A 24009-nucleotide genomic window follows, 5' to 3' on the forward strand; every position below is an offset into this window, starting at 1 on the left:
TCCCTTCTATGGCTGCCTAATCCAGGTCGTAAATGGAACCTACCTTCAATCCGTACAGCTCATTGTAAATTTTTTCAGCAAACGCATCCGTCATGCCCGCAATATAGTCGATCACCATGTGCTCCCACGTCCAGATCGGATTCGGCCCGGCCTGATCCTTCTCGAACCGCTGCAGCCAGTCGGAGGGGATAATCGATTTGGAGGCGACCGGATCGAGAAAAGCGTCCCACAGCCGCTGGATCATCCACTCGCTGCGCTTCTGCAGCCGCTGCACCCGCAGGTCGCGGATCATCGTGACCCAGGCGAAGCTTTTCAGCACGCTGACGGTGCGGAGCATATCCTGATCTTCCTGGCCTTCCTTGACGAAGGTCACCTTCTTCCAGTCCCCGTCGTCAATGACGCCGAGGCTGCTGACGAACAGGCTCACCCAATAAGCCTTGACCTCGCGGCGGGTACGAGAGTAGTCAAACTCGCAGTACGGAAGCTTCTCATTCCACACTTTTAAAAAAGACGTCAGCACTTCCTCCACCTTGTAGCGGATATGCTCTTCCGGACAGTTATCCCAGAACGCATCCTCCAGCGTCATGATTTTCTCAACAATCAGGCGCAAAATATGCGGATCTTTCAGAAAATGCTCGTGCACTTCGATTTTCCCGGCCTTGATGCCGTCTTCGAGGTCGTGGGCCGAATAGGCGATATCGTCGCATAAATCCATCAGCTGGGCTTCGAGCGTCTTTTTGCCTGCAGGAATGCCCCAGTCCTGGCGGATCTGCGAAATATAGCCCCATTCGTGCTGGTACAGCCCCTTTTTGAGCAGGGTGCCTGGGTATGGATATTTATTGATGCCGAGCAGGATCGCGTCGGACAGGTTCAGGCCGTCCACATTTTCCCGCTTCTCCAAAAACATGATCAGCCGGAAGTTGTGCGCGTTGCCTTCGAAATGCTCGTATTTTTTCCGCAGCCTAGCGCGGACGTCGTTCACTTCATCCGGGGACAGATGCAGCCCCTTCACGGCTTCTTTCGTCCGGTCCCGGATCAGCTGATCCAGAATGCCGTCCAGCACCTCTTCCCCTTTATGTCCAAAAGGAGGATGGCCGAAGTCATGCGCGATCGCCGCGCACTCCACCACCTCCGGATCGATCACGAGCCCCGGATTGTCCGCCTGCTCGTCGCTGACCTCGGGATGCGCCCGCAGCAGGCTGCGCGCTGCTTCCCGGGCGATTTGCGCCACCTCAAGCGAGTGGGTCAGCCGTGTCCGGTAATAGTCCCCCGTACCCGCGCCGAACACTTGGGATTTGCCCTGCAGCCTCCGGAACGTCGGCGAATGGATCAGCCGCGAATAATCCCGCTCATATGGCGCGCGGGACGCGTCGGATTTCACTTGTTCGGGGTACTGCCGATGCTCTCTTTTTTCTTTAATGTTCATGTACAGCACTCCTCTCTCGGGCAGTATGGTTTTTTTATTATAAGCGATTTTGCCGGAGGTGTACTAACATGGGACGCGGGCGAGTGTCTATTTTCCATAAAAATGCAAAGTTTATCGCAAATATCCGAACAGTTGGTGTAAACATCACTGACAGTGGATTGACAGGTAGGCATCGTTTGCTCATAGATTCACCATTGTCGAGACTGGGAGCCTGCGGGTTTTGACGGGTATTATCCCAAGCCAAAAAGGAACCCTTCATCCTGGGGATGAAAGGTTCCTGATAGAAATGCTTCATTCGATTGCCTTATAATGCTCAATCGGATTCCGCCGGCTCCACGGCCTCCAGCAGCGCGCGGTCGAGATCGGCCGCGTACGCTTCCTTCGCCGCCGGGCTCCAGTTCAGCACGCTGCCCATATATTCGATGACCGGCGCCTTCCAGGTGCGCACGAGCTGAATATCGAACAGCGTCGCGCCGAGCCGGCGGGTAAAAAAGTCCACCGGCGTCGCCGCCATCTCCGCTTCCAGCGCATAGGCCAGCTGGCCGAACAGCATCAGCGGCAGCCCGTGCGCTTCCGCCTCCGCCCGGTGGCTCTGGATCAGCCGGAAGACGCCGGATGCATTCGTGCCGTATTTGCCGGCGATCGCGAGGGCTTCATCCGGGGCCAGCCCCGCCTCGATTCCGGTCTGGGCGGTCTTCCGCACGAAAGGCTCATACTGCGCCGAGCCGCCGAAGTCCCCGCCCGAAATCGGCAGATGCTTCGTCTGGCATGCTTTAAACGGGCGCCCTGTTTGTTCAGTCAGCTCCCGGGACAGCACGTCCACAATCGTCTCGGCCATCTTCCGGTAGCCCGTCAGCTTGCCCCCGGCGATCGTCAGCAGTCCCGATCCGGACTCCCAGATCTCGTCCTTGCGGGAAATTTCCGACGGATCCTTGCCCTGTTCAAGAATGAGCGGCCGGACCCCGGCCCAGCTGGACTCCACATCCTCCGCCGTAATTTGCAGCTCAGGAAACATATAATTGATCGCGTTAATAATATAGTCGCGGTCTTGGTACGTCATCCGGGGATGCGCCGTATCCCGGTCGAAGAAAGTATCCGTCGTCCCCACATACGCCTTGCCGTCGCGGGGAATGGCGAACACCATTCTTTTATCCGGCGTGTCGAAGTACACCGCCTGCTCCAGCGGAAATCGGGACTGGTCGATGACCAGGTGGACGCCTTTGGTGAGGCGCAGCGTTTTGCCCTCCTTCGACGCATCCTTCTCGCGGATCCGGTCAACCCACGGCCCTGCAGCGTTAATGACCTTGGCAGCGTGGATTTCGTAGGTGTCCCCGGTCAGCTGGTCGTGGACCACCGCGCCGCGCACGTTATTCCGGGCGTCGTACAGCAGCTCCTCGACCTTGCTGTAATTGAGCGCAGCAGCCCCGTGCGCCACGGCCGCCTTCATCACTTCGATCGTCAGGCGGGCGTCGTCGGTGCGGTATTCCACGTAGTACCCTCCGCCCTTCAGCCCCTCCTTCTTGATGAGCGGCTCTTTCGCCAGCGTCTGCTGCGGGGAGAGCATCATGCGGCGCTCCGCTTTTTTGACGCCGGCCAAATAGTCGTACACCCGCAGTCCGAAGGACGTGCTGAACTTGCCGAACGTGCCGCCCTTGTGGATCGGCAGCAGCATCCACTCCGGCGTGGTGACATGCGGACCGTTCTCGTACACGACCGCCCGCTCCTTGCCGACCTCGGCGACCATTTTGACCTCAAACTGCTTCAGGTAGCGGAGCCCGCCGTGCACCAGCTTCGTCGAGCGGCTGGACGTACCTGCGGCAAAGTCCTGCATTTCCACCAGCGCCGTCTTCATCCCGCGGGTCGTCGCGTCCAGTGCAATGCCTGCCCCGGTGATACCGCCCCCGATGATCAGGACGTCAAACTTTTCCTGCTTCAAGCTCTCCTTGATTTGTTCGCGATTCGTATTGGACCATATCATCTGTGCTTATCTCCCTCCAGATCGAAAAAGAGACCCCCCAAGATATGTTTCTGTGTTTATTTAAAAGCCATGGCTGCATATACGGCCTTCTTCCAGCCTTCGTACAGTCCGGTTCGCTCCTTCTCTTCCATCACCGGCTGGAACTCGCGCTCGATCGCCCACTGGCCGGAGATGTCCTCCTGGCTCTTCCAGTAGCCGACAGCGAGACCCGCCAAGTAAGCAGCCCCCAGCGCTGTCGTCTCGTTAATGACCGGCCGTTCGACCGAGACGCCGAGCACGTCGCTCTGGAACTGCATCAAAAAATCGTTGTGCACCGCACCGCCGTCGACTCGCAGCGTGGTCAGCTCGATACCTGAGTCTGCCTCCATCGCGGACAGCACATCCTTTGTCTGGTAGGCCAGCGATTCCAGCGTCGCCCGGATAAAATGCTCCTTGGACGTGCCGCGTGTCAGGCCGAACACCGCTCCGCGCACATCGCTGTCCCAGTACGGGGTGCCGAGCCCAACGAAGGCGGGAACGACGTACACGCCGTCCGTTGAAGCCACACGCGAGGCGTACGTTTCGCTCTCCTTCGACTCCTTCAGCATCCGCAGCCCGTCGCGCAGCCACTGGATGGCCGAGCCCGCCACGAAAATGCTGCCTTCCAGCGCATATTCCACTTTGCCGTTGATGCCCCAAGCAAGCGTCGTCAGCAGGCCGTGCTCCGAGCGGACCGCCGTTTCGCCGGTATTCATCAACATAAAGCAGCCGGTGCCGTAGGTGTTCTTGGCCATGCCCTTGCTGTAGCACGCCTGCCCAAACAGGGCCGCCTGCTGGTCGCCCGCAACGCCGGCGATCGGCACCTCTGTGCCGAAGAAATGGTACGGCACCGTCAGGCCGTATACCTCTGAGGATGGACGCACCTGCGGCAGCATGGAGGCCGGAACCCCCAAAATCTCCAGCAGCTCGTCGTCCCATTTTAAATCGTAAATGTTATACATCAGCGTGCGCGATGCGTTTGAGTAGTCGGTCACATGCGCGCGACCGCCGGTAAATTTCCAAATGAGCCACGTATCGATCGTGCCGAACAGCAGCTTGCCCTGCTCCGCCTTCTCCCGGGCACCTTCGACTTCGTCCAGAATCCACTTGACCTTCGTACCGGAAAAGTACGGATCGATCAGAAGGCCTGTTTTGGCGCGGATGGTGTCGTCGAGCCCTTGGGCCTTGAGCTCCTCGCAAATGCCGCTTGTCTGCCGCGACTGCCACACAATCGCATGGTACACAGGATCGCCTGTTTCCTTATCCCACACCACCGCGGTCTCCCGCTGGTTCGTGATGCCGATCGCCGCAATCTGCTCAGGCTTCACACCTGATTCCGACAGCACGGACGCGATCACCGACAGGACCGAACCCCAAATCTCGTTGGCGTTATGTTCCACCCAGCCCGGATGAGGAAAATGCTGCGTTATCTCCCGCTGGGCCGTATGTACGGCTTCTCCTTTTTCATTAAATAAGATAGCCCGGGAACTCGTCGTCCCCTGGTCCAGTGATAAAATGTATTTTTCCATAAAACCCTCCCTGCTCCGTCAGCGAACGATGCGCTCGTTGTGGTTGTGCACATTCGGGATGTTGCTGGATGTATATCCGCTAAGAAAAACGTCTATCGACGTCCCTTCAAAGGAGACAGACCGCGTTTAGCGGAAGTTTTTCTTGCGAGATCAGGAAGCGGAGGCTCCGAAACTTATACTTTCTGATCTCTTAAGGAAGACAAACCATGTCGCTTGGTGACGTTTACATGGTTTTCCTTAGTGACATCATACTATATTTGGAGCGGGTTCGGGTTAACAAAATCGAAGATTGGCGAAGGAAATGGAGCAAAGCAGAGGATGGCACTGATGAGGTTCTTGGGGAGAAATTGAAGGGCGCGAAAGGGAGCGGTAAAAGAGGAATTTAGACAGGGTGAGGGCGTGGTAGCGACCTAGTGAGGACATTGAGAAGACATTGTGAGAACTTTGCGATGACGAAGCGGGGAACATTGTGAGGACCTGGCGAGGACTTGACGATGACGAAGTGGAGACATTGTGGGATATGACGATGACGTAGTAAGGACATTGTGAGGACCCATTACAGAGGAGTGGAAGATATATCAAACGGATAAAATTATTATATTGTAATGCGTATCGATACACTATATAATAAACAACAAATATCCAAGGAGGGTCTTTTGCATGAACTATTCGATTAACCTGTTCGGCTACCACGTGGACTGCAAGCTGAACGTCGAAGAAGACCGGCTGCAGCTGGACATCGCCGAGGAAGACCAGAAGTCGCTGAAGCAGTATTTGATCCGGGTGCTGCCAAAATACGGCCGCGAAGCGTCCCAGACTTCGACGTTGGACGAGCTGGTGAAGCTCGCAATTGATGCGGAAAAAACGATGGAAGGCCACATGTCCGAACCGAAGCTCAAGCTGCCTTACGAATTCCAGCCGGAAATCAAAGAGAAGCTGATCGAAGCGGCGGCCCTGCAGGACATGTCCGCAACCCAACTGCTGATCCGGATTATCGAGCGCAAATACCAGGAAGTTATGGGGTAAAGGGGGTTTTGGTTATGCCATACGGCAACAAAGTTAAATTTCATTACGACGTTCCTGCCTACATCAAAAAGCAGCTTGCCGAAGCGGCCAAGAAGCTGAACATGACCGCCACGGAGCTGCTGTCCAAAACGATCGAGGAAGAATACGAGCGGGTCAAACGCAAGCAAGCTTCCGCTAACTCCGGGAAATAACGGGGATCTGGGCTGCGAACCTTTCCACGGAACGGGCCTGTTCTACGGAAAGACTCAGGTATTCATAGTCCTGACCGATCCGGTCGCATGACAGCAGATGGCACTCTGTATAGTCGTCAACCGGATCGTGTTCCAGGAGATACACGCGGATGCTCGGGTTCAGGTCCTCGATTTTGCAAAAAAACATCGCTTCCGGGGCGGCGTCCATAATCGCCTTGATGCGTTCCCGCACGCAGCCCGGCAGCAGCGGCTCCAGCAGCGAAAACGTCTGGATGGTCGGTTGGTATTCATAAATCAGCATAAGCGGATGCCTCCCTTTTAGTATGAAAAAAATTATGATTTCCCTCCTGCCTGACTTGTCTCTATCTATGGTAGGTACTCGCGTTTTCGTTAGAGCACCTTTAGCCGCTGTAAAATCGTCAGCACCCTGTACAGATCGTAGCTTCCATTCACCGGGGTGCTGATGATCTTCGCCTCAACCGCCGCGTTTACCGCGGATTCCGCCCAGGCCGGAACCTCCATCTGCTGCCGCGCCTCCAGTGCGGAGATCCGTTGCTCCACCTTTTGCAGAAGGACCTCAAGTTGGGTCAGGCGTTCCGCTTTTTTCTTCAAATCTTCCAGCTGTTGTGCCAGCTCAGTGATGTTAACACTCATTTCGGTGTGTTCTCCTCTCCATGTGTCATATTGAGGCAGTCCATACTGCTCCATGATCGCGATTAGCTTGGACGGGTATTTCGGATCTGTCGCGTAGCCGCCTTTCCAAACTGCTTCGGCCGCCTGCCGGTATTCTGCGTGCAGCACGCCGTGGTACCGCGTCGGCTTATCCTTCGTGCCGTTCAACAAAAGCTTGGAATGGTCGGCAATGGACTCCGTCCAGGAGTGGTATTTGCGAAAAGATGCCGCCACCTTCACCGCCTTGCCGTTGACATACTCTGTGGTGGGCATTTCTATGCTTCCCGCTGTGCCCTTGCCTTTGATGCCGAACAGGTTGTTTGCCTGCCGGGCGAGCCCGCTTGTCCCCCAGTTGGACTCCAGAATCGCCTGGGCGATGGTTAAGGAAGCTGGAACACCGGTGGCCTGCATGTCAGCGATGGCGCAGGGGGCGAGGGTGGCGATGAATTCGGTTTGATTCAATCCGAGTCCCCTACTTTCTTCGTCTGCTTCACAACCTGGTGGCCGAATACGGCAAAGGCTCCCGCCAAAATCCCCTGGATGAACGTCTCCGCGTTCCAGCCATGCATCCAAACCGTAAGTAACACAGCAGCGATGACCACCATGTACACGATGCTCCAGTCCGGCACCGACGGCGTCTGCTTCATGACATACCCCAGTACCCAACAAACAGCCACCACAATCAATAGTTTCGGGTCGATTAACTGCCAAATCATATCCCAATCCATGTTTTATCCATCCTCCTAGTAATTGTTTAATGTCCTGCAAGCTGAACGGCGGCTGCGATGGCACCCATCACGATTGTGATGGCCGCACCGCTGACCGTCCGCCACAGCCATTTTTGGCCGTCCTCGATCCGGTCCAGCCTTTGATGTGCTGACTTAACCGACTGCATGGCTTCCCGGGCGAGTTCCTTGGTTGTCTCAATCGTGGCGGCCAGCGTCGGCACTTGCTCCAAGGTTTTTTCAATACGTGCGAGTTGAATTTGAATCTCCACCAAAGCTTTGGTCGCATCCTCCACGTCACTCACCCTTTCGTGTGGCACGGCGTTCCCCTCCTTTGATTGGTTAAAATAAGATGCCCCCGGAGTGGTTCCGAGGGCAAAATAAAAACGCCTGTTGGCGCATATGTTGTTGCGTATTATCGTCCTATTGCGCAGAATAATCTTGGCCTGTGATCTGCTTATACTCCTCTGGGGTTATTTCGTTATTCACAACTGCCCATCCCAAATCTTCAGGCATTGTACCCCAATTTTTTTTATAGGCTAGAGTCCAAAATTCTAAATCGGTCATCGAATACCCACCTTTCTTGCTTTTACTGCAATATCCCCAAGATATGCTATTTCTGATTCAATGTTAGTTTTATCACGAAAGAAGTCCACATACTCTTTAATTTTTTTGGCGTCAACTTCATCAATTAGATCAGAAGTTCCCAACATAAAAATAGATGGTGCTGCCTGAACTGGAAAAACTTTAACGGCTTCATCGAATGGAATCATATGGATCTCGTCTGCAAGACCCACCTCCTTCAATTTATCTTTTAAATCGTTTGTTCTATTATCATGAGGATTATCTACAATAAGTAAACGTAACAAATTAACCCCTCCTATATTTTTCTTTCTGTAATAACTCCGATAAGTCCCGCACCACCAGCACCTCCGCTATAAGTCCCCCCGCCAGCGCTACCGCCGTTAGTACCGTTTACCTGCAGAATTCCGCTATTTTTATAAATTCCTCTATGAAGAGAAATAATGAGACCTCCACCAGCACCACCGCCACCGCCACCGCTTCCAGCACCGCAATATGTTCCAGACAAGTAAGTGGCATATCCTCCATTTTGTCCGTTATTTAGTCCATTTGAAAGAATTTTCCCGGTTGAACTTATTGTGATATTCCCTTTTGCAATTATTAGGACAAGACCTCCTCCAATGTTAGTACCGTCTACCCCATTTCCTGCCGTTAACGGACCGCTGTTGCCCATTCCGCTTTCTCCTGCAACTCCTCCTCCGCCAGAAGCGCCTCCACCGTTAACTCCAGAGCCTCCTTTGCCGCTTGAATAATTCTGAGGTACTGCTCGATTACAAGCCGCTCCTGAACCTCCTGCACCGACGCCGCCGTTCCTGCCTGATAACCATTTAAAGTTAAAGTCACCATCGTATAGTGCTACAACACTACTTCCTCCGGCACCTGCGGGACCAGATGAACCTGTTCCTCCATTTCCACCTAAACTTCCAGTCGCATAACCACCAGGGTTAGAAGTAATAGAAGCAGAACCTCCTGCTCCGCCTCCTCCTTGTCCTCCTCCAAACAAGTTTCCTCCTCCTCCTGCTCCACCTGCAGCTCCAGAAGTTGATACAGCACTTCCCCCAGAACCTCCAGCTCCTCCACTTCCTCCACGAGGTGTTGAATAGAATTTGTTTTTGGTTGGGTCGTAAGCGAGCAAAGTTTCAACTGCTAACGGAAGTATAATTGGATCGTTGCTAAGAGGATTAACAAAAGCACTTTTACCGGTCATGTCTATCGTACCATTAATAATTACATCACCAGTGCAATACAATATTAATCCACGGCAACGCTTATCAACGCTCAACGTATGACCTGAGTTAATCGTGATACTTGTATATTGTTTAACTACGGTCGTAACATCCTCAGCATCTACTGTGAAAGTAACATTTCCCGTGGTGTTTAATGCTCCATCGCTGCCATCACCAAATGACTCATCTAGACCACCTCCTTCACCCTGTAAGATAAAATTTGTCCCATCCCAAAACAAAGAGTAAACGCTCGGGTAAATCCTGGCGTTATTCCCATTTGGTTTTATGATCGGAAATTCCGTGCCATTGTTGATCCTAAGCTTTGGAGCGCTTGAACTAGCTGCATTAAATTTGATTGTAAATTTCTGATTAAAGCCTATGGTTACTGGAGTTGTGACGCTGTAGGCATCTCCAATGTTAGAAGTTGTTCCAAGATGCGGTACGAGATTTACAATTGCAGATGCGTCTAGCTCTTGTAAGGTGATTCCCTTAGCCATGTGTTGTTTCTCCTTTCTACGGTTGGTATATGAAAGAATGCCCCCGGACCACTCCCGAGGTCAAAAAATATGCCTTGCTGCGCTGTCCCCGTTCTTCTTCAGTGATAAACTTCGGTGTGTAGGGTACAAGTTTGGCCTCATCCACTTTTTTACTGATCTTTATATTAAGCATGAAAGCGTGTATAGTCCTCCCCTCCTTTCATTACCCCATAACCGTAACATCCATCTGCGCAAGGATGGCTGCTTATGTAGCATCCTGCCGTTCGTTCTCTTAGCTCGCTGATTTGTGCGGTTAATGGTGGCTGAGATAATGGTTCCTGCGGCGTCGGATCATTTAGATCTGGGTAGCTGAATACAATTTTTCCGGTCTCCGGATCAAACCGCCAGTTCTTAGCCTGTGCGAAGTCCTCGGCGTACTGGCCGGGTTCAAAGACAGTCATCTCAATAGCATCACGGTCTAATCCTTGAAGCTCAATATAAATTTCAAAATCCTCTTCCTTAGTGGATTCTATACCTTCGATTCTTTCATCCCGTTGAGCAATAATATTCCCTGTTGATTTTACCCAAAAGAATTTCCTGCCTAATGGTTTGATATCTCGCATATTTATCCCTCCTTTTCTATACGCCGAGAATTATATATCCATAATTAGTTAACACGCCTATATTTCCAGTTCTTGATAATTCCCACGTTATATAGTTACTGCCGAATACAACATTACCAAGTCCATAACTTGCCGAAAAAGAAAATGAGTTGAAATACATTTCTGAAGTTAATTTGGAAACTACTTGTGAGTTACTTGGGGAAGGCGCTACTGCCACAGAGTACCCTCTGATAATAGTAGTCACTTGACTCGGGCTGGACGTTTCAGTTTCTCTGTATGAAAGATCAAACAAAACCACCTGCGGTTTGAACGATAAATTAGCAATGGTGCCTGATAGGCCGGAAGGAATCGATCCTGTAGCTATTTTATTGCTAGGCACATATGTCCCAATTTGTTCCCCATCATCGTTTGTAAACGTCATTCCCGCCAATACGTCAGATGGTTGTGCATTGCCGCTTCCACCGCCACCGTCAATCCGGTACTGATCAAGCCGAAAACTATCCAAATCAGGCATCAGACATCCACCTCTCGGCCAGAAATATAATAAGTACCGCTGACAGTTCCTGTTTTCCCCGGTACATTTGCTATTGAAGCAGAGATGCTTTCGCCAGCTTCTAAAATCTGATCTAGAAATGGAACAGTAAGTGTATCATTCGCCTTTACCTTATGAAAAAAAGCAAGAAAGGTATCAGCGAATCGTAAACTGAACACCATGTCCAAATCACCCATATTGCAGATTGTTACCGCTTTAACAATTGCCTTTTTATTACTTGGCGCTGTATAGACCGTCGTATTTGTAGTAGAAAGTAATCCTTTTCCAAATCGTTTACTTACATCAGCCATTTATAGAGCCCCCCATCTGGTAATGCTTTGAATCTGATCTTGCAGCCCATTAACCCGATTTATCGGGATAGATTCTAACGCCAGCACCGCACCATTTATGGCACCATCCGGGCCAAGTGGGATATTTTTCAGTACAACCATCGTCACCTCAGACGTAGCTGCCACGCCAGTCAAAAGATTGATCTTCGCCCGCTGCGTGACTTGACCTGTTCCATCGCGGACGGTATTTGTCACGGTGTACTGAGTAGCGTCCAGGACTGCGCGGTTAATCGCTACTAACAAGGTGTCAGTATTCGCGTCGAATAGATCAAGTGGGATCTCGAAAATCTTTTGATTATCGGCTGTGGCTGTCACCAGCAGTGGGTAGCTGACCAACTTCGGTATGCCGGTCTCAGTAACCAAGCTGATTTGCTGGTCTGTGTAGGATTTCGCCTGAAGCGTCGCTTCTTTGACTGCCTTAGGAGTCGCTGCCAGTTCCTCGGATGTGCTATTCGTTTCGCTTGATAGCTGCACTTTCCCCTTTTCTGTAAGGGAGGCGTCCGGGATTGAAATATCATCCACCGCATCCTCTACAGCCTTAACGGCCTCATCAATCTTATCCCAGTTATCATTCAGCATCGTTTTGATATTAAATGTATCGTTACCATCAGTTAATGGGTCCTTTTTTAACAGGCCAATATTAGGTGTATTACTGGACAACTCAAGCACCCCCTGCAAATTTAGATAGTGGAGTTTTTTCTATTTGGATTAGAGACATTACTTCGTCGATTTCACGAATGATTAAATAATTGAATTCGTATTTAACTTGAAGATGCGCGGGTTTTATTTCTTCAATGACCCCTTTTAAATCATCAAGGTTGGGCGGAACTCCGACTGTCTCCAGGAATTTTACAATGAAACTCCATTCAGCCGGCTGGAATGATACACTAATCTTCCCACCGTCATATGCCTCGGCAACATTTTTAACCAATCTGCCGGAAAAGGTTCCCGCTCCCCGAAGCTTCGACTCAACCAATGACCGCCTTTGTTCAATCGGTTTATTTCGATCAATGCTAATCCCCAGCTCCGCCTCCCACCGTTCCAACCCCCACGTCGCCGTCTTCACAAAAAACTGCTCCAGCGTCTCATTCAGCGCCGCATAAAGAGCATCCATCTCCGCGCCCTTGGCATCCACATCAGCTCGAATGACCCGGCTGAATTCGTAGTAAGCTGGCAGATAGGAGAACAGTTCGGCACCACGAGAATTTGTAAATGCAGCGTCACTCATGAACGTCCACCGCCCCCAATACGGCTACTTCACCCGGGCTGATTTGGATATTTGTATCCGCGGCGCCGTTGACCGTCAGATTGGAATAATCGATGATCGGCGGGATATCCAGCAGAATGGCAGCAATTCTGGTAAAGCGGACAAGCGGATCGGCGAAAGCCAGCTGTTTCAAATAGGCGGTAATGCCGCCGATCATCTGCTCCTTGACCATGCCTAAGGTTGCACCGTCAGCCAAAGTGAGCTGGACCGAGATATCGATCGGTACCTCTTTTGCGGGCATCACCGTTACAACCGGTCCAGCTGGAGCTTTTCCTTCCCCTTGACCGTCCATGGTCGGATCAATATACGCCTGAACTGCTTCAACGATTGCCGGACTGGCTGCCCGCTTATCCATATCGACCAAATAGATGCCTACAGTCCCCGGACCTTGCCATAACGGAGCGACCTGCACTCCTCCCACGCCGGGAACCTCATTGGCCCACTGGATATATTGAGCTTTGTTACCGCTGGTCCCCTGGTTTCGGATTTCCGCATAGTACCGTTCCAACAACGACTCATCCGACTCCTCGTCAGCGCCGCCGGTTACTGCTGTCGGATTGGTCACCGAGATGATGCCGCTAGTTGGAACCAGCATGACCTCAATGACGCCTGCCGGGACATTTCCCTGGCTTCCTGCTGCTAAAGCAGTGATAGGCGCATGTCCCTCGCCGCTGCTACCCAGCGTCACGTCGGCGGTTGTTTGGTACTCAATACTCGACTCACCCGTAAATTCGTCAGCCGGCGTAGCAACTAAGGTTCCTTTTGCCAGTTTTTTTCCCGGCTGCCCCACAAACCTCACGGTCCCGGTCGCAGGCACCGCTGCTCTCCGGTTCACCCCGCGCTCCGCCGTTCTTAAGGTCAGGTACTCACCGAAAGCCGTACTCGCGAACCCCCGCCTCAACACCTCCTGAGCCCACAGCGCCGCTTCGGACAGCATGAACGCCACCGGCGCCTGCGCGTCCCAAATAAAAGAGCCCTCGGACTTATCAATATCCGAAGGCACCCTGGCCAGCATGCGGCTCATAATGTTTTCTTCCGTCTGATCCTGCAAAAAAAGCGGCAACTCCGCCATCAGATCACCACGCTTTCTATGATTTCAACCTCGTCCCGGACGCTTTGGATGCGGCATCTGAAGCGGCAGGCCTCGCCTTCCCACGCAAACGTAAACTGATCCACGCTCTCCGTACGCGCATCCGCCAGGAGCGCCTCGGAAACCATGCGCCGGATTTCGCTCTCGAGCAGAGCGTGATCGTAGCCGCTGCCGACCAGATCCTCCAGCTCGCTGCCGTAGTCCCTGGAATAGATGAGATGGCGGTAGCGCGGGGTACGGATCGCTTTTTCGCACCAGGTTACCCAGGCTTCCCTTTCGTCCGCAACTGCGATTTTACGGGAGGGGGACATGACGAATTCCCCGGCGTCAAAATCGAACCGCCAGCTCCTCCCAAACACTGCCCCGCTCCCTTCCAATAGTTCCGTCTCAGCATCCTCGGTCCAGACCATGTCTTCCGTCTCCGGAAACAAATTAGCCACGGCCGCTCACCACCCTGCAGACAACGACCACGTCATCCCCGCCATTTACGCGGACGGCCAGCACCCGGTCCCCGGGCTTAAGCCCGGCACCCAGCTTCAGCGCAGCATCCGGAACTTCGGTTTCGTCAAAATAAAACGACGTATCCATCGCCACGCTCCCCCAATTCGGGGTATCCGTTCGCGTTCCAGATGCTCCAACCGCCATATAACGTGGCAGCGCAAGCAGCCCGGGCAGCTCGGCCACCATGTAGTCCTGCATTTCGTGCTTGAAATCGTCCAGCTTCAGCCCCGTCGACGTGATCGTCCCCAGCACCGCCCCGACGCCGCCGAGCGCCTGGCGCGTGTGCTTGCCGACCGAAGCGTACAAAGAGGATGCAAGCTGTCCATAAGGGTCTTTATTCAAGGTAAAACCTCCTTTTGACGTCGTCGTAGGTTCCGAGCTCCAGCGACATGCTGCCCGGGTTGCCCAGTTCGCGGCTGACCGAGATGACGATCAGCTGCACTTGGCCCAACTTAACCGCATCCCCCGCCCGAATCGTATTGATATCCGGCGCGTTGACGGTGATCGTCTCCTGGATGCCGCGCAGCTTGCTGCGGGCGAGCTCACGGGCGGCTGCTCCGTTTTTTACCTCGTCGTCCTGGATAATCGCCTGGAGCTGGCCGTACTTGGCTACGTCCTTTTCTTCAATGGCGAGAACTTTGGAGGGAACCTCTTTGCCCGTCTCGCTCGCCGCGGTCGCCAGCACCTTCACCTTCGTCGCCGCCCCTTCCAGCGTGCGCGTCTGCATCGTATCCGTTACCGCCTCAAGAACGTAAATGTCCGGGTTCGTACCCAGCTCGTACAGCTCCAGGCCGGAGGCGATCATCCGGGGATGATACAGCTTCCCGCCAGCTTTGGCGGTAGCCCGCAAATCAGCAAACATGCTGGCATACAGCGACTGCGTCCGGTACACGGCCCGGCCCAGCTCCTTGCCGGTATCCGGCAGCTTGGCGATTTTCAGATTCCAGTCAGAGGCATATTTTTTAAAACGCTGCGTCGCCGTCTGCTTCGCCGGGAACAAATACTCGTCCTCTGATTTGTCCAAGTAGACTGTGCGGTCGTATAGCGTTATAGTCATCCGCTTCATGCCGTTGTTCGTCGTCTCGACCTCCCATACCACCGCAGGATGCAGCAGAGTGACGTAATTCTTTTTCCCGTAAGGAATACCGCTGATGCGGATCGCCATGCCCGGCGAGATCGGGGGCAAATCCGGCGTCACCACCAAGTTGACCGTGCCCTGGTAAGCGATCTGCTCCAGCGAGTCGCGCAGATTGATCGCCTCCACCAAGGGGGTCAAATCGTATTTGTCCTGCAAAATCACCTTGTAACTCATGACAGCACCAGCTTCTGCCCCGGCTTAATGGCGTTCGGATCCTTGCCGATTACCTTCTGGTTCAGCTTGTAGATCTGGTTCCATTTTGAGCTGTCGCCGAGCTCCAGTTTGGCGATTTTGGAAAGGGAGTCCCCCGCCTTGACCGTGTAGGTTTTGTTTTTCTCCTTCATGTCGGTGCGCTGCTTTTTGTTGACTGCCGTCCCGCCGCCGGTGCCGCTGCCAGCCGTTTTCGCCACCTTAAGCTCTCTCCACGTGCGGAGCGTGATATCGAAATACACGTCCCCGGGCTCCCCGCCCCGGAACGTCGTTTGATGGGAGGCCACGAACACGGGCACATTGATCCCGGCTTCGCTGATGACAAACCGGAGCGGGGTTTTCATCACCAAAAAATCATTCAGTTTGTTCATCGCCACCTGCGGATCAGGCAGCTCGCCCTTTCCCCCTTTGCAGAAGGATTCGTCGTACACTTTCGGAAAAAAGGAGGAAAACGAGATTTCCTTAATCCGGTCCCCCTGCGGAAAATCGAACTCCCCGGACGAGAGAATGTTGGCGGTATCGTAGCCCTTTTGCCTGGAAATGATCACTTCCTCCGGATTGACCGGAAACGTGAATCGCTCACCCTTCCCGGTCATTAACACCAAATCCACAGCAGTTCCTCCTCTCTGGAAACGTCGTTACACATATGCTTTCGCCCCCGGTTTGCGGTTCTGCGCAGCTTTGGCAAACTCCGAACGCAAGCGCTGCCCGATCTGGAGGATCAGGCCCTCCACATCTATGGGTGTCTCTTCATGCACAGTCACCTGCACCGCACCCGCCGGGAGATTGTAGTTGGTTTCCGTTTTAAAATCCTTCAGAAGCCCCGACAGCGCCGACATCTGCTCCGGACTGATCTGCACGAGCTGTGGCGTCGTTTTGCCGCCTCCGTTGCCCCCGATTCCCGGCTTAACGCCTCCGGTTGCAGCCTGCAGCCGTGGGCCTGTTCCCATCGGAGCGGTCGGACCTTGGGCTCCGGGCAGGTAGGGACCGTAAGCTTTGCCGGTTAATGGGAGGGGAGATGTTGGGGGCACATACCTATTCGGGTAGATCATTCCCGGTAACCCTTTTTGGGCTGTCCATGCAGGTGAAGCATATTGTCCGTACGGCAATCCTGTAGAAACAGCTGGTGCAGATCCTATGCTGGATTCAGGTTTTACGGGAGCCGGCTTGTCCTTTTTCTTCTTTTTCGAGAACAGACCCGAGACCCAGCCGCCGACCTTCTCTCCTATATAACCTCCGGCTGCACCACCCAGCATTGCTCCGACCGCCGTTCCTCCACCAGGAATAACCGATCCTAAAAAGCCTCCCAAAACCGTTCCGACGCCGCTCCCGACGGAGGACCCGATGGCTTGAGCCCGCTCTTTCCCGGTCTTTGCGGTCATAATGGATATGGCATCGGCTGCGAATCCAAGGACCCCTGGCAGATTTTTGCCTATGCCCTTGGCGGCTGAAGTCATCATTCCACTGCTTCCGATGGATTTTACGGTAGGAGCAGCGATCCCGCTGCTCTGGGCGGCTTTTGTGGCTGAATTGGCGATCGCGCTGCTTTTACTGCCACCGAAGAAATCCTTTCCACTTTTCCACAACCCCTGTATTCCGCTGATAACGCCTTCACCAGCAGAACCAATGGTACCGATGAAATCACCCGCTGCGCCCATCGTTTTCCACGCTCGGCCCAAGGTCTTTTTCCGCTTATAAGTTTCAGTCCTTAGAGGAGTTTCCCTTTTGGCAGCGTCAGGGTCGGCCGCCAGGTCCTTTTTCTCCTTATCTTTGTCCTCGCCATTCCAAGCCTTTTTGATGGCTTTGCCTTTATCCGGGATTTCCCCTGCGCTCTTCAACCCTCCGCCAAAGTTTTTTAGTGCAGAAAATACATCCTTGATTTTGTCAGAAGTGGACTTTGGGCCGTCCTTCTTCTCCCCACCGATCTTCAGCTCACCTATCGTTTCCGTGAGCTTTTTGACGGCGGCCGAGTTTTCCTGAAGCGCTGTAACGAGAGTGGAAAAATCAATCTTTCCGCCTAACGCTCCCCCACCTACTGCAACATCTACAGTCGCCGTCGCCCGGATAACCTGGGACTTCACGCGATTGATTTTTTCCAGCAGGCTGTCCAGCCCTTTCGAGGCACTGTCCTTCAGTGCGATTTCGGGAACCATACGGGTTCTCCCGATCTTCAGCACCCGCCCCTGAATCCGTTCGAAATACCGCTCCATCGCCCGCAGTTCCCGGTTCGCCTTGATTACGTTTTTCGGATCAATGACGAGATTCAGCCGGTAATTTAACGTTTCTGCCATGAATTCTTCACCTCCTTAACCTTGATTCATGGCTGCCATCTGTTCGATTTCTTCCTGGGAAAAAGCGAGCAGCAGCAGCCGCTCCCCGCGCGGGAGCCGCCAAAATTCTCCGGGACGAAGGTGATGCCGGGCCCACAAGTGGTACAGCATCGTCGTCATTCCCCCGGAGCCGATCAGTTTTTTAGGTCAGCGATCTCGACCCCGAAACCGGACAGCTCCAGCACCTTGTCGCCGACGGCGTCCAGCTCCCCGGCCAGCAGCATGCGGCGCACCGCCTGCTCCCCGCCCGACAGCTTCAATCGGCTTGTGATCCGCGGATCGCCCCAGCCGTTCAGCGTGAGCCCCTTCACTTCCAGCTTGCCGGTGGCTTCGGAGATAAGCAGCGCGTTGAACGTTTCGGTATCGACCTTTTCATCCACTGCCCCCTTCACCGTCCGGCGGACCGTACACCGCTCGCGGATGCTGTCCACCTTGCTCGAGGTCAGGCCGTGCAGCACGATCTGCATATCCAGGCGCTTGATGCGCACAGTCTCCTCCGGCAGCTTCTCCGCCGCCTCAAACAGGCTGTCCAAAATTTGTTCCTCACTCCAGTTATCCTGCAAGCTCATGCGTCTTCCTCTCCTTCAATTAATGAATGGTTTATGTCCCTAAAGGGATGATGTTGAGAGTTTTACTCCTTGAAAAGAGTACTTTCTCAGCCCTTTTGCTTATCCAGTCAGGCCGTACAATAGGTGCGCCAGTTCCGGTTCACAAAAAGAAAAGAACACCCATAAGCGCAAAAGTGCAGCTATTCTCCGGGAAATCACATCTAAAGGACATTATTAAAATAAAAGCAAAAGTGCAGCTTCATTTCCGGCCAACCCGCCATTTCGCGAATTTCACCAGAAATCAGTGCACCTTTGCTTCTATCTTCTTCTAAAATGGTGATAGGCTGGATGAAGTACACTTTTGCAGTTTGGCAGCTATTTCTCCAAACTCCTTAGTCCGCCGAGATCGGGTCCAGCAGCTCGTACCCTTCAAAGGTAAACGTCGTTTCCTCCTGCACTTCCTCGCCGGCGGTCCAGTTAGCCAGCTGGATTTTGTCCGGCATGCAGCGGATCAGGCGAACGCGCTCGTGCCCGTAGGACTCGGGATCGTCCAGCTTGGAGATGATTTCAAACTTCGTGAAGCCGCGGTTGATCATGTCCGAGGTCACTTTGTAGCCGCTCATCGTGCCGGTTCCTTTTTTGCAGCCGCTTTTGTGGACCGTCCAGTCGCTGCCCACCAGCTTGAGCTCGCGCTTTTCGATTTCGACGCTGGCTTCGAGCTTGTTAATGTGCGTCTGCCATACACCGTCGATATAGGCCTGGCCGTACGTGCCGAGAATGACTTTTGAAGCATCCAACATAGGGGTTCCTCCTCAGAGTTATTCATAGTTTTTTTCATAGCTTGCATGGTTAAAAAAAGATCGCGGCTCTTCCATCACTGCACGTTAAATGTGCCGAACAGCTGCTCCATCACGTCCGTCAGCTTCACGTTCCACTGCAGGAACACCTGATCCGGCTCCGGCTGCTTCACCGCAGAATCACCGTAGTAGGCCGGGTCGAGGATGACGTCATAGCCGTCCGGCTCAATAACGCTGCTCAGCGACAGCTGGCCGAGATACTCCTTGACCGCGCCGATCAGGGCGAGGCGGCCTTCTTCCGTGTTGTTCACGCGGCCGATATACGTCTGCTCCGCCGCCCGCTGCAGATCCGCATTGATCGCGTCCATGACGCGGATGGAGCGGATCTTCTTCCAGGCGCTGCTCTGGCCCTCGGCCGGCGTCGCCAGCGTGTTGATGCCGCGCAGCGCCTTCACCTGGCGGCCGTCAAAGAAGAGCAGGAACACGCCGCTCTTCACGGCCTGCTCCTGCTCGGAGCGCGTCCAGCGCCGGGTAACGTCCTCGAACGGCGTGACCGCGTACGTCGCGGACTGGTTCAGGCGCTGCCCTGCGATCAGGCCGGCCACATAGGCGGCCGTCTGCGCGGAGCTGTAGTCCGTCCCGGACAGACGGACACCGGTGCCCACGTTGACGATGCCCTCGTGGTTCAAGGCCAGGGAGCGGGCCGCCGCCAGATCGGCCGCATCCTTCGACACGTCATCGGCGGCGCTGCCTCCGAAGACGGCCATGACGCCGCGGCCTTCGCCGCGCAGCCGCTTGATCCAGGCGGCAAAGCTCTGCAGCAGCGCCATGTCGGCGGCATAGTCGAGCGCCAGCAGGTCGAAGTCCTGGCCTTCGGCGGCCTCCTGCATGGCGACATAATCGGCGTTCGTCAGGCCGCCGATGCCGCTCGCTCCGCCGGTCAGCGCCAGTCCGCTGACGTCGGCCGGTACACCGCCGCCATCCACGGCCTCGGCAGTGACCCAGTCATTGCCGCCATTGATGCTCGCGGCCAAGGAAGCGGCCGTGCCGTCGGCGCCGGTGAAGGTGCCGAGCAGCTTGGCGCCTTCATACAGGCGCAGCTCCTTTGCGGCCGGATTGCCGAGCGCAGGCTGCACCGTCACGGTAAAGCCGTTGCCGCGGCTGCCCGGGTGCTTCGCCGTCAGCTTCAAGACCGCGGCCGGCGAAGCATCGCCGCTCTGCAGCGTCACGGCCGCCGCCTGGGCCGTATCGTCCGCCAGGCGGTAGGCCAGCAGCTTCTTCGGACCGCCGAGCAGCGCTAGATAGAGGGCCGGGTAGGCGGTCGCCCCATTTTCGCTATCCGCGGCAAACGTCGCAGCAATCGCCTGCTCGCTGCCGATCTCCACAAACTCGCGGACCGGACCCCAATTGGCTTTGACCGGAACGATCACCGTTCCGCGGCTGCCGCCTTGAATGGCCGACGTTGCCGCTGCTTTAAAGTTCATATACAATCCCGGCAGCACCGGTTGATTTGTGCTTTCCCAAGTTCCACCTGCCATAAGTTAGACCACCTTCGCTTTCATGAATTGTTGGATCTTTCCCTGTACCTCGGCGATCGAAAAATGCTGACCGTCCGTGTCATGCATAGCACCTGCCACGACCTCTGCCCGGACCCCGAACAGCTCCTTGGCCTGCGCCTTCAATTCCTTCAGCTCATACCTCGGCATGCCGCCTCCGGCTTCCGGGGTTTTCGAAATTTTCTTTACGCCCATATCGGGCCACCTCATTTCATGATAGGTTGAACGGCAACGCGGCGGATCAGCGCCGCTTCCTCCGCAGGACGCATCCGCCGCTGCACCAGGGTCAGCTTAAGCTGTCCATCCAGTATGGCGTCGGCCTGCATATTCGCGGAAACTTCCGCTACTGACAGGTAGCGGCGTTCCCCGTCACCAAGCGGCAGCTGGGTCTGTGTCCCCAGCTCCTCCACCAATGAGACCGAGGCATGATGCTCGGTCTCCGGGAACGGTGCCGCCAAATGCCCCACAAATGTTTTGCGGATCTCGTACATCGAAGCCCCCGCCATCTTCGTCTCACAGCCGGCAAGGCGCCACAATACGGCATGCTCCTCCCGGTCCGCGGGCCATGACGTTTCGTAGACCTGCCACAGGTCAGCAAGCTTGCCCCGTGTCCATCCCGCCAGGGCGCTGAGCCATGCATCCGCAGGGGCAGGCGCTTCGGCTCCCGAAGTCTCAGGCAGGTACGCACCGAACCTGAGGCACCGGATGATGCCGCCCGAGGCCGGATCAAGCGCGTCCGCTTCCGGAACACCCAAGTAATGCAGCAGGATCGCTCCCGGATCCGGACCTGCTATTCTTCTGCGCTGCAGCCCCTGAACCAGCTGCTGTGCCCAGGCATCCAGCCGGGATATCCCGGCACTGCCGCTGTACAGCTTTACTCGCACCACTTGACGGTAACCCGCCCAAGCCGACTTCCAAATCTCCTCGCCAAGGGTGAGAACAGCGTATGGCCCGTCGTCCCCTCCGGCCGGCGGCTGCACATCGTAGATCCGGCCTTCCAGCTCGGGAATCAAGGCAGCGACTGCCTGTTTAACGGCTTCCCTCATACTACTACCCGCCGAACCGTTTCTTTTGCGTCACAGCCCCTTCCATTCTTTTGTGTCCGCTGAATCCTTATCAACTCGGCCCCCTCCTTTCTATCTGATCAAAGCCATCGGGCAATGAAGCGTCACACGTCCGCAAAAAAACCGGCCCTTCCGGCCGGCTTAACATCCACTGATTGTGTTCGGTACGTCTCTTTGCTTCATTCCCGATGATATAATCTTACACCCCGGATTCGAAAACGCTGACGGCAGTTCGGACGGTTATCGGCGGAAAATAGTACGAATATATGTTCGTATTTTTGCATCCTTTTTATTCCAAATAGAAATGGTTAGGATCAGCACTTCTGCGGCCGATTCATCCCCTGAAACTCCCGCTTTCCATTAGATAAAAAAAAGCCGAAGACCTCTCCGGTCCCCGGCTTGTCCCGCTTATGAGCAGGCTTTATTTGGAATTGCATGCCTTGGCTTTTTGAAGCTCGGATAACGTCAACAGCCCGCGGTCCGCAAACGCCAGCGCCATTTTATAGAAGGCTCGCGTTCGTATTTTCGTGTACGTGTCCTTACTGACCGGCGGGTCGAGCACGTAATTGTAGACTTTATAGTCGAAAACGTCATCTTCCTTCATATACCGTTCGCGGATCAGCGTCTGTTCCCGTTCGCCCAGCCGTTCCACGATCGACTCGATCATCCGGCAGTATGCCTGGCGGGCCGCAGGCGCGTCTACATTGTAGACGGCGACCTGCGCCGTCTGGTCCGAGGTCACGTTGGTCGGTCCGTGAAACCGTTCGGTATAAGAGGGGGTAACGCTCGCTTCCCTGACTTCAAACGTAATCGTTTTATAGATCCGGTATTTCTCCAAAATCGCTTCTACGGCGGCCTGGGTCTTGCGGCGGTCCAGCTGCGGCAGCATTTGATCCATATTCAAACACGCTCCTTCATGGATGTTCACCTAAAAAAACTGTGGCTTGTTCGTATTTTTGTTCGTATAATGATGTTAACATACCACTTTTTGGGTATCCCGTAAAACCCGGAAATCCCGGCTTAACCACCATTTCGCTCCAGATTCCTTTTTCTTTCATGCCATTTGGTAATTATAACATCATTTTTCTTTACCTTTTGGCAACATTGGATTATAGTAACGGATAGAAATAGATCAACGTCATAGAGGGAGTGGCTAAACCGTGGAAAAAGAATTCGGAGCCGTGCTTAAGCGGCTGCGCGAGCAGAAGGGCATGACGATCAACCAGCTTGCCGAAGCATCGGGCATCAGCAATTCGCAAATTTCCCGCATGGAGAACGGGATTCGGGGCGTGCCTAAACCGCCGACCATCCGGAAGCTCGCGGACGCGCTGGAAGTTCCTTACGGCGAACTGATGAGCGCCGCAGGGTATTGGGATGCAGACGGGGCTGCCAAAGGATTGCGGGAGGAAGCGCCGGCATGGGCGACCTATAAGGACAAGCGGGATTTTAAGAAAATGCTCGAGGAAGACGGAGAGTTGATGTTCGACGGAATTCCGCTGGACGCCGAGGACAAGCAGCGCATCAAGGATGTCCTCACGGGGCTGTTCTGGGAAGCGAAGCAGATGAATAAGCGGAAGAAGAAGGAGCCCGGTTCTCCGGACAGCCCCTCTTCTTCGTGATGGATGGGACGAACAATCCACAACTTGCAGGTGAATCCTATGGATGAAATGATTCGAAAGTTAATCCGAAAATATAAGACCAGCTGCCCTTTCGAACTTTCCCGGTCCCTTGGCATTCATATCCGCTACCTCGATCTCGGCAAATCCACCAAGGGACTCTATTACCGGAAACTGAGACGGCGGTTCATTGTGATTCACAGCGAGCTGTCCCCCGAGTGGCAGCGGTTTGTCTGCGCGCATGAGCTCGGCCATGACCGACTCCATAAGGGGATCAACCGTTTTTTTCTGGAGGAGCATTCCTACTTTGCCCCCGGCAAGCTGGAGCGGCAGGCCAACCGGTTTGCCGTCGGCCTTCTGTCCGCGGGAACGGCGATACTGCAGGGCGAAACGGCTGAAACCTACTGCAAGCGTGTCGGCATTCCGCCGGAAATGCACACTTATATTCAACCTTAGGCCAATAAATGATTCATAAGTCTTATTTCACCATTCCGATAGTCTATTAGAATAATAGGGAAGGAAAATTTATCTAATACGA

32 protein-coding genes are annotated in these 24009 nt (G+C 54.3%); 4 read left to right on the forward strand and 28 right to left on the reverse strand.

Annotation, left to right across the window (positions count from 1 at the left end; translation table 11 throughout):
- Positions 1 to 16 precede the first annotated feature (16 nt).
- The 3 genes from K2F33_RS02475 to glpK form a co-directional block, all read right to left on the reverse strand.
- Complete coding sequence (locus K2F33_RS02475; protein WP_263880926.1) at positions 17 to 1426, reverse strand: deoxyguanosinetriphosphate triphosphohydrolase family protein; 1410 nt, start codon at positions 1424 to 1426, stop codon at positions 17 to 19.
- A gap of 313 nt (positions 1427 to 1739) precedes the next feature.
- Positions 1740 to 3404, reverse strand: a complete 1665-nt coding sequence (locus K2F33_RS02480) for a glycerol-3-phosphate dehydrogenase/oxidase (RefSeq protein ID WP_163882472.1) — start codon at positions 3402 to 3404, stop codon at positions 1740 to 1742.
- Positions 3405 to 3460: 56 nt separating this feature from the next.
- Positions 3461 to 4951, reverse strand: coding sequence for a glycerol kinase GlpK (gene glpK, locus K2F33_RS02485; RefSeq protein ID WP_263880927.1), 1491 nt, complete (start codon positions 4949 to 4951; stop codon positions 3461 to 3463).
- A 660-nt stretch (positions 4952 to 5611) separates the two neighbouring features.
- On the opposite strand from glpK, the gene K2F33_RS02490 reads away from it, so the two are divergent.
- Positions 5612 to 5977 carry a hypothetical protein gene (locus K2F33_RS02490; RefSeq protein ID WP_076175060.1) on the forward strand — a complete coding sequence of 122 codons (366 nt, stop codon included), beginning with the start codon at positions 5612 to 5614 and terminating at the stop codon, positions 5975 to 5977.
- Positions 5978 to 5991: 14 nt separating this feature from the next.
- Complete coding sequence (locus K2F33_RS02495; protein ID WP_263880928.1) at positions 5992 to 6168, forward strand: hypothetical protein; 177 nt, start codon at positions 5992 to 5994, stop codon at positions 6166 to 6168.
- Here K2F33_RS02495 and K2F33_RS02500 read toward each other — a convergent pair.
- The 25 genes from K2F33_RS02500 to K2F33_RS02620 form a co-directional block, all read right to left on the reverse strand.
- Positions 6152 to 6469: a hypothetical protein gene (locus K2F33_RS02500; protein ID WP_094595183.1), complete on the reverse strand. Its 318-nt coding sequence runs from the start codon at positions 6467 to 6469 to the stop codon at positions 6152 to 6154. The genes K2F33_RS02495 and K2F33_RS02500 overlap by 17 nt on opposite strands.
- An 89-nt stretch (positions 6470 to 6558) precedes the next feature.
- Complete coding sequence (locus K2F33_RS02505) at positions 6559 to 7302, reverse strand: glycoside hydrolase family 73 protein (RefSeq protein WP_263880929.1); 744 nt, start codon at positions 7300 to 7302, stop codon at positions 6559 to 6561.
- Positions 7299 to 7568, reverse strand: coding sequence for a phage holin family protein (locus K2F33_RS02510; protein WP_094595181.1), 270 nt, complete (start codon positions 7566 to 7568; stop codon positions 7299 to 7301). Before K2F33_RS02510 ends, K2F33_RS02505 begins: the two co-directional genes overlap by 4 nt.
- Before the next feature lie 26 nt (positions 7569 to 7594).
- Entirely contained in the window at positions 7595 to 7885 is a 291-nt protein-coding gene (locus tag K2F33_RS02515) for a hemolysin XhlA family protein (protein ID WP_240913446.1), read from the reverse strand.
- 103 nt (positions 7886 to 7988) lie between these two features.
- A complete protein-coding gene (locus K2F33_RS02520) occupies positions 7989 to 8132 on the reverse strand; it encodes an XkdX family protein (protein WP_263880930.1) in 144 nt (47 codons plus the stop codon).
- Entirely contained in the window at positions 8129 to 8434 is a 306-nt protein-coding gene (locus K2F33_RS02525) for a hypothetical protein (RefSeq protein ID WP_263880931.1), read from the reverse strand. Before K2F33_RS02525 ends, K2F33_RS02520 begins: the two co-directional genes overlap by 4 nt.
- Before the next feature lie 11 nt (positions 8435 to 8445).
- A complete protein-coding gene (locus tag K2F33_RS02530) occupies positions 8446 to 9870 on the reverse strand; it encodes a hypothetical protein (protein WP_263880932.1) in 1425 nt (474 codons plus the stop codon).
- A gap of 164 nt (positions 9871 to 10034) precedes the next feature.
- The gene (locus tag K2F33_RS02535; RefSeq protein WP_263880933.1) at positions 10035 to 10472 is read right to left on the reverse strand and encodes a hypothetical protein; all 438 of its coding nucleotides are present in this window, start codon (positions 10470 to 10472) and stop codon (positions 10035 to 10037) included.
- Between the two features lie 16 nt (positions 10473 to 10488).
- Complete coding sequence (locus tag K2F33_RS02540; protein ID WP_263880934.1) at positions 10489 to 10986, reverse strand: hypothetical protein; 498 nt, start codon at positions 10984 to 10986, stop codon at positions 10489 to 10491.
- Complete coding sequence (locus K2F33_RS02545) at positions 10986 to 11315, reverse strand: hypothetical protein (RefSeq protein ID WP_263880935.1); 330 nt, start codon at positions 11313 to 11315, stop codon at positions 10986 to 10988. The genes K2F33_RS02540 and K2F33_RS02545 overlap by 1 nt, the downstream gene beginning before the upstream one ends.
- Entirely contained in the window at positions 11316 to 11867 is a 552-nt protein-coding gene (locus tag K2F33_RS02550; RefSeq protein ID WP_412973992.1) for a phage tail protein, read from the reverse strand.
- A gap of 148 nt (positions 11868 to 12015) precedes the next feature.
- Entirely contained in the window at positions 12016 to 12582 is a 567-nt protein-coding gene (locus K2F33_RS02555) for a YmfQ family protein (protein WP_263880937.1), read from the reverse strand.
- Positions 12575 to 13693, reverse strand: a complete 1119-nt coding sequence (locus K2F33_RS02560; RefSeq protein ID WP_263880938.1) for a baseplate J/gp47 family protein — start codon at positions 13691 to 13693, stop codon at positions 12575 to 12577. Before K2F33_RS02560 ends, K2F33_RS02555 begins: the two co-directional genes overlap by 8 nt.
- Positions 13693 to 14151 carry a DUF2634 domain-containing protein gene (locus K2F33_RS02565; protein WP_263880939.1) on the reverse strand — a complete coding sequence of 153 codons (459 nt, stop codon included), beginning with the start codon at positions 14149 to 14151 and terminating at the stop codon, positions 13693 to 13695. Before K2F33_RS02565 ends, K2F33_RS02560 begins: the two co-directional genes overlap by 1 nt.
- The gene (locus K2F33_RS02570) at positions 14144 to 14554 is read right to left on the reverse strand and encodes a hypothetical protein (protein WP_076175076.1); all 411 of its coding nucleotides are present in this window, start codon (positions 14552 to 14554) and stop codon (positions 14144 to 14146) included. Before K2F33_RS02570 ends, K2F33_RS02565 begins: the two co-directional genes overlap by 8 nt.
- A complete protein-coding gene (locus K2F33_RS02575) occupies positions 14547 to 15524 on the reverse strand; it encodes an XkdQ/YqbQ family protein (protein ID WP_263880940.1) in 978 nt (325 codons plus the stop codon). The genes K2F33_RS02570 and K2F33_RS02575 overlap by 8 nt, the downstream gene beginning before the upstream one ends.
- Entirely contained in the window at positions 15521 to 16156 is a 636-nt protein-coding gene (locus K2F33_RS02580; RefSeq protein ID WP_263882278.1) for a LysM peptidoglycan-binding domain-containing protein, read from the reverse strand. Before K2F33_RS02580 ends, K2F33_RS02575 begins: the two co-directional genes overlap by 4 nt.
- A gap of 42 nt (positions 16157 to 16198) precedes the next feature.
- Positions 16199 to 17851 (reverse strand): hypothetical protein, encoded by a 1653-nt coding sequence (locus tag K2F33_RS02585; protein ID WP_263880941.1) that lies wholly within the window; start codon positions 17849 to 17851, stop codon positions 16199 to 16201.
- Between the two features lie 15 nt (positions 17852 to 17866).
- Positions 17867 to 18001, reverse strand: coding sequence for a hypothetical protein (locus K2F33_RS02590; protein WP_263880942.1), 135 nt, complete (start codon positions 17999 to 18001; stop codon positions 17867 to 17869).
- Positions 18002 to 18024: 23 nt separating this feature from the next.
- Positions 18025 to 18459, reverse strand: a complete 435-nt coding sequence (locus K2F33_RS02595) for a phage tail assembly chaperone (protein ID WP_076175084.1) — start codon at positions 18457 to 18459, stop codon at positions 18025 to 18027.
- Between the two features lie 371 nt (positions 18460 to 18830).
- Positions 18831 to 19238: a phage tail tube protein gene (locus tag K2F33_RS02600; RefSeq protein ID WP_263880943.1), complete on the reverse strand. Its 408-nt coding sequence runs from the start codon at positions 19236 to 19238 to the stop codon at positions 18831 to 18833.
- A gap of 74 nt (positions 19239 to 19312) precedes the next feature.
- Positions 19313 to 20773 (reverse strand): phage tail sheath family protein, encoded by a 1461-nt coding sequence (locus K2F33_RS02605; RefSeq protein ID WP_263880944.1) that lies wholly within the window; start codon positions 20771 to 20773, stop codon positions 19313 to 19315.
- A gap of 3 nt (positions 20774 to 20776) precedes the next feature.
- On the reverse strand, positions 20777 to 20986 hold the full coding sequence (locus tag K2F33_RS02610; protein WP_145026201.1) for a YqzN/YkzM domain-containing protein: 210 nt from the start codon (positions 20984 to 20986) through the stop codon (positions 20777 to 20779).
- An 11-nt stretch (positions 20987 to 20997) separates the two neighbouring features.
- The gene (locus tag K2F33_RS02615) at positions 20998 to 21837 is read right to left on the reverse strand and encodes a hypothetical protein (RefSeq protein ID WP_263880945.1); all 840 of its coding nucleotides are present in this window, start codon (positions 21835 to 21837) and stop codon (positions 20998 to 21000) included.
- Positions 21838 to 22276: 439 nt separating this feature from the next.
- Positions 22277 to 22753 (reverse strand): ArpU family phage packaging/lysis transcriptional regulator, encoded by a 477-nt coding sequence (locus K2F33_RS02620; RefSeq protein WP_263880946.1) that lies wholly within the window; start codon positions 22751 to 22753, stop codon positions 22277 to 22279.
- A gap of 262 nt (positions 22754 to 23015) precedes the next feature.
- Between K2F33_RS02620 and K2F33_RS02625 the strand changes: the two genes are divergently transcribed.
- Together K2F33_RS02625 and K2F33_RS02630 are read left to right on the forward strand one after the other, a co-directional pair.
- Positions 23016 to 23474: a helix-turn-helix domain-containing protein gene (locus K2F33_RS02625; RefSeq protein WP_263880947.1), complete on the forward strand. Its 459-nt coding sequence runs from the start codon at positions 23016 to 23018 to the stop codon at positions 23472 to 23474.
- A 39-nt stretch (positions 23475 to 23513) separates the two neighbouring features.
- Entirely contained in the window at positions 23514 to 23927 is a 414-nt protein-coding gene (locus K2F33_RS02630) for an ImmA/IrrE family metallo-endopeptidase (RefSeq protein WP_089549896.1), read from the forward strand.
- Positions 23928 to 24009: the final 82 nt, after the last annotated feature.

This window comes from Paenibacillus sp. PSB04 (assembly GCF_025809195.1).
GTDB lineage: Bacteria > Bacillota > Bacilli > Paenibacillales > Paenibacillaceae > Paenibacillus_AQ > Paenibacillus_AQ favisporus.

Excerpts from the sequence above, each read along its gene's own strand:
- K2F33_RS02475 (WP_263880926.1), bottom strand. The coding sequence starts at position 1,426 with ATGAACATTAAAGAAAAAAGAGAGCATCGGCAGTACCCCGAACAAGTG.
- K2F33_RS02480 (WP_163882472.1), bottom strand. The coding sequence starts at position 3,404 with ATGATATGGTCCAATACGAATCGCGAACAAATCAAGGAGAGCTTGAAG.
- glpK (WP_263880927.1), bottom strand. The coding sequence starts at position 4,951 with ATGGAAAAATACATTTTATCACTGGACCAGGGGACGACGAGTTCCCGG.
- K2F33_RS02490 (WP_076175060.1), top strand. The coding sequence starts at position 5,612 with ATGAACTATTCGATTAACCTGTTCGGCTACCACGTGGACTGCAAGCTG.
- K2F33_RS02495 (WP_263880928.1), top strand. The coding sequence starts at position 5,992 with ATGCCATACGGCAACAAAGTTAAATTTCATTACGACGTTCCTGCCTAC.
- K2F33_RS02500 (WP_094595183.1), bottom strand. The coding sequence starts at position 6,469 with ATGCTGATTTATGAATACCAACCGACCATCCAGACGTTTTCGCTGCTG.
- K2F33_RS02510 (WP_094595181.1), bottom strand. The coding sequence starts at position 7,568 with ATGGATTGGGATATGATTTGGCAGTTAATCGACCCGAAACTATTGATT.
- K2F33_RS02520 (WP_263880930.1), bottom strand. The coding sequence starts at position 8,132 with ATGACCGATTTAGAATTTTGGACTCTAGCCTATAAAAAAAATTGGGGT.
- K2F33_RS02530 (WP_263880932.1), bottom strand. The coding sequence starts at position 9,870 with ATGGCTAAGGGAATCACCTTACAAGAGCTAGACGCATCTGCAATTGTA.
- K2F33_RS02535 (WP_263880933.1), bottom strand. The coding sequence starts at position 10,472 with ATGCGAGATATCAAACCATTAGGCAGGAAATTCTTTTGGGTAAAATCA.
- K2F33_RS02540 (WP_263880934.1), bottom strand. The coding sequence starts at position 10,986 with ATGCCTGATTTGGATAGTTTTCGGCTTGATCAGTACCGGATTGACGGT.
- K2F33_RS02545 (WP_263880935.1), bottom strand. The coding sequence starts at position 11,315 with ATGGCTGATGTAAGTAAACGATTTGGAAAAGGATTACTTTCTACTACA.
- K2F33_RS02555 (WP_263880937.1), bottom strand. The coding sequence starts at position 12,582 with ATGAGTGACGCTGCATTTACAAATTCTCGTGGTGCCGAACTGTTCTCC.
- K2F33_RS02560 (WP_263880938.1), bottom strand. The coding sequence starts at position 13,693 with ATGGCGGAGTTGCCGCTTTTTTTGCAGGATCAGACGGAAGAAAACATT.
- K2F33_RS02575 (WP_263880940.1), bottom strand. The coding sequence starts at position 15,524 with ATGAGTTACAAGGTGATTTTGCAGGACAAATACGATTTGACCCCCTTG.
- K2F33_RS02580 (WP_263882278.1), bottom strand. The coding sequence starts at position 16,156 with ATGACCGGGAAGGGTGAGCGATTCACGTTTCCGGTCAATCCGGAGGAA.
- K2F33_RS02585 (WP_263880941.1), bottom strand. The coding sequence starts at position 17,851 with ATGGCAGAAACGTTAAATTACCGGCTGAATCTCGTCATTGATCCGAAA.
- K2F33_RS02590 (WP_263880942.1), bottom strand. The coding sequence starts at position 18,001 with ATGCTGTACCACTTGTGGGCCCGGCATCACCTTCGTCCCGGAGAATTT.
- K2F33_RS02595 (WP_076175084.1), bottom strand. The coding sequence starts at position 18,459 with ATGAGCTTGCAGGATAACTGGAGTGAGGAACAAATTTTGGACAGCCTG.
- K2F33_RS02600 (WP_263880943.1), bottom strand. The coding sequence starts at position 19,238 with ATGTTGGATGCTTCAAAAGTCATTCTCGGCACGTACGGCCAGGCCTAT.
- K2F33_RS02605 (WP_263880944.1), bottom strand. The coding sequence starts at position 20,773 with ATGGCAGGTGGAACTTGGGAAAGCACAAATCAACCGGTGCTGCCGGGA.
- K2F33_RS02610 (WP_145026201.1), bottom strand. The coding sequence starts at position 20,986 with ATGGGCGTAAAGAAAATTTCGAAAACCCCGGAAGCCGGAGGCGGCATG.
- K2F33_RS02615 (WP_263880945.1), bottom strand. The coding sequence starts at position 21,837 with ATGAGGGAAGCCGTTAAACAGGCAGTCGCTGCCTTGATTCCCGAGCTG.
- K2F33_RS02620 (WP_263880946.1), bottom strand. The coding sequence starts at position 22,753 with ATGGATCAAATGCTGCCGCAGCTGGACCGCCGCAAGACCCAGGCCGCC.
- K2F33_RS02630 (WP_089549896.1), top strand. The coding sequence starts at position 23,514 with ATGGATGAAATGATTCGAAAGTTAATCCGAAAATATAAGACCAGCTGC.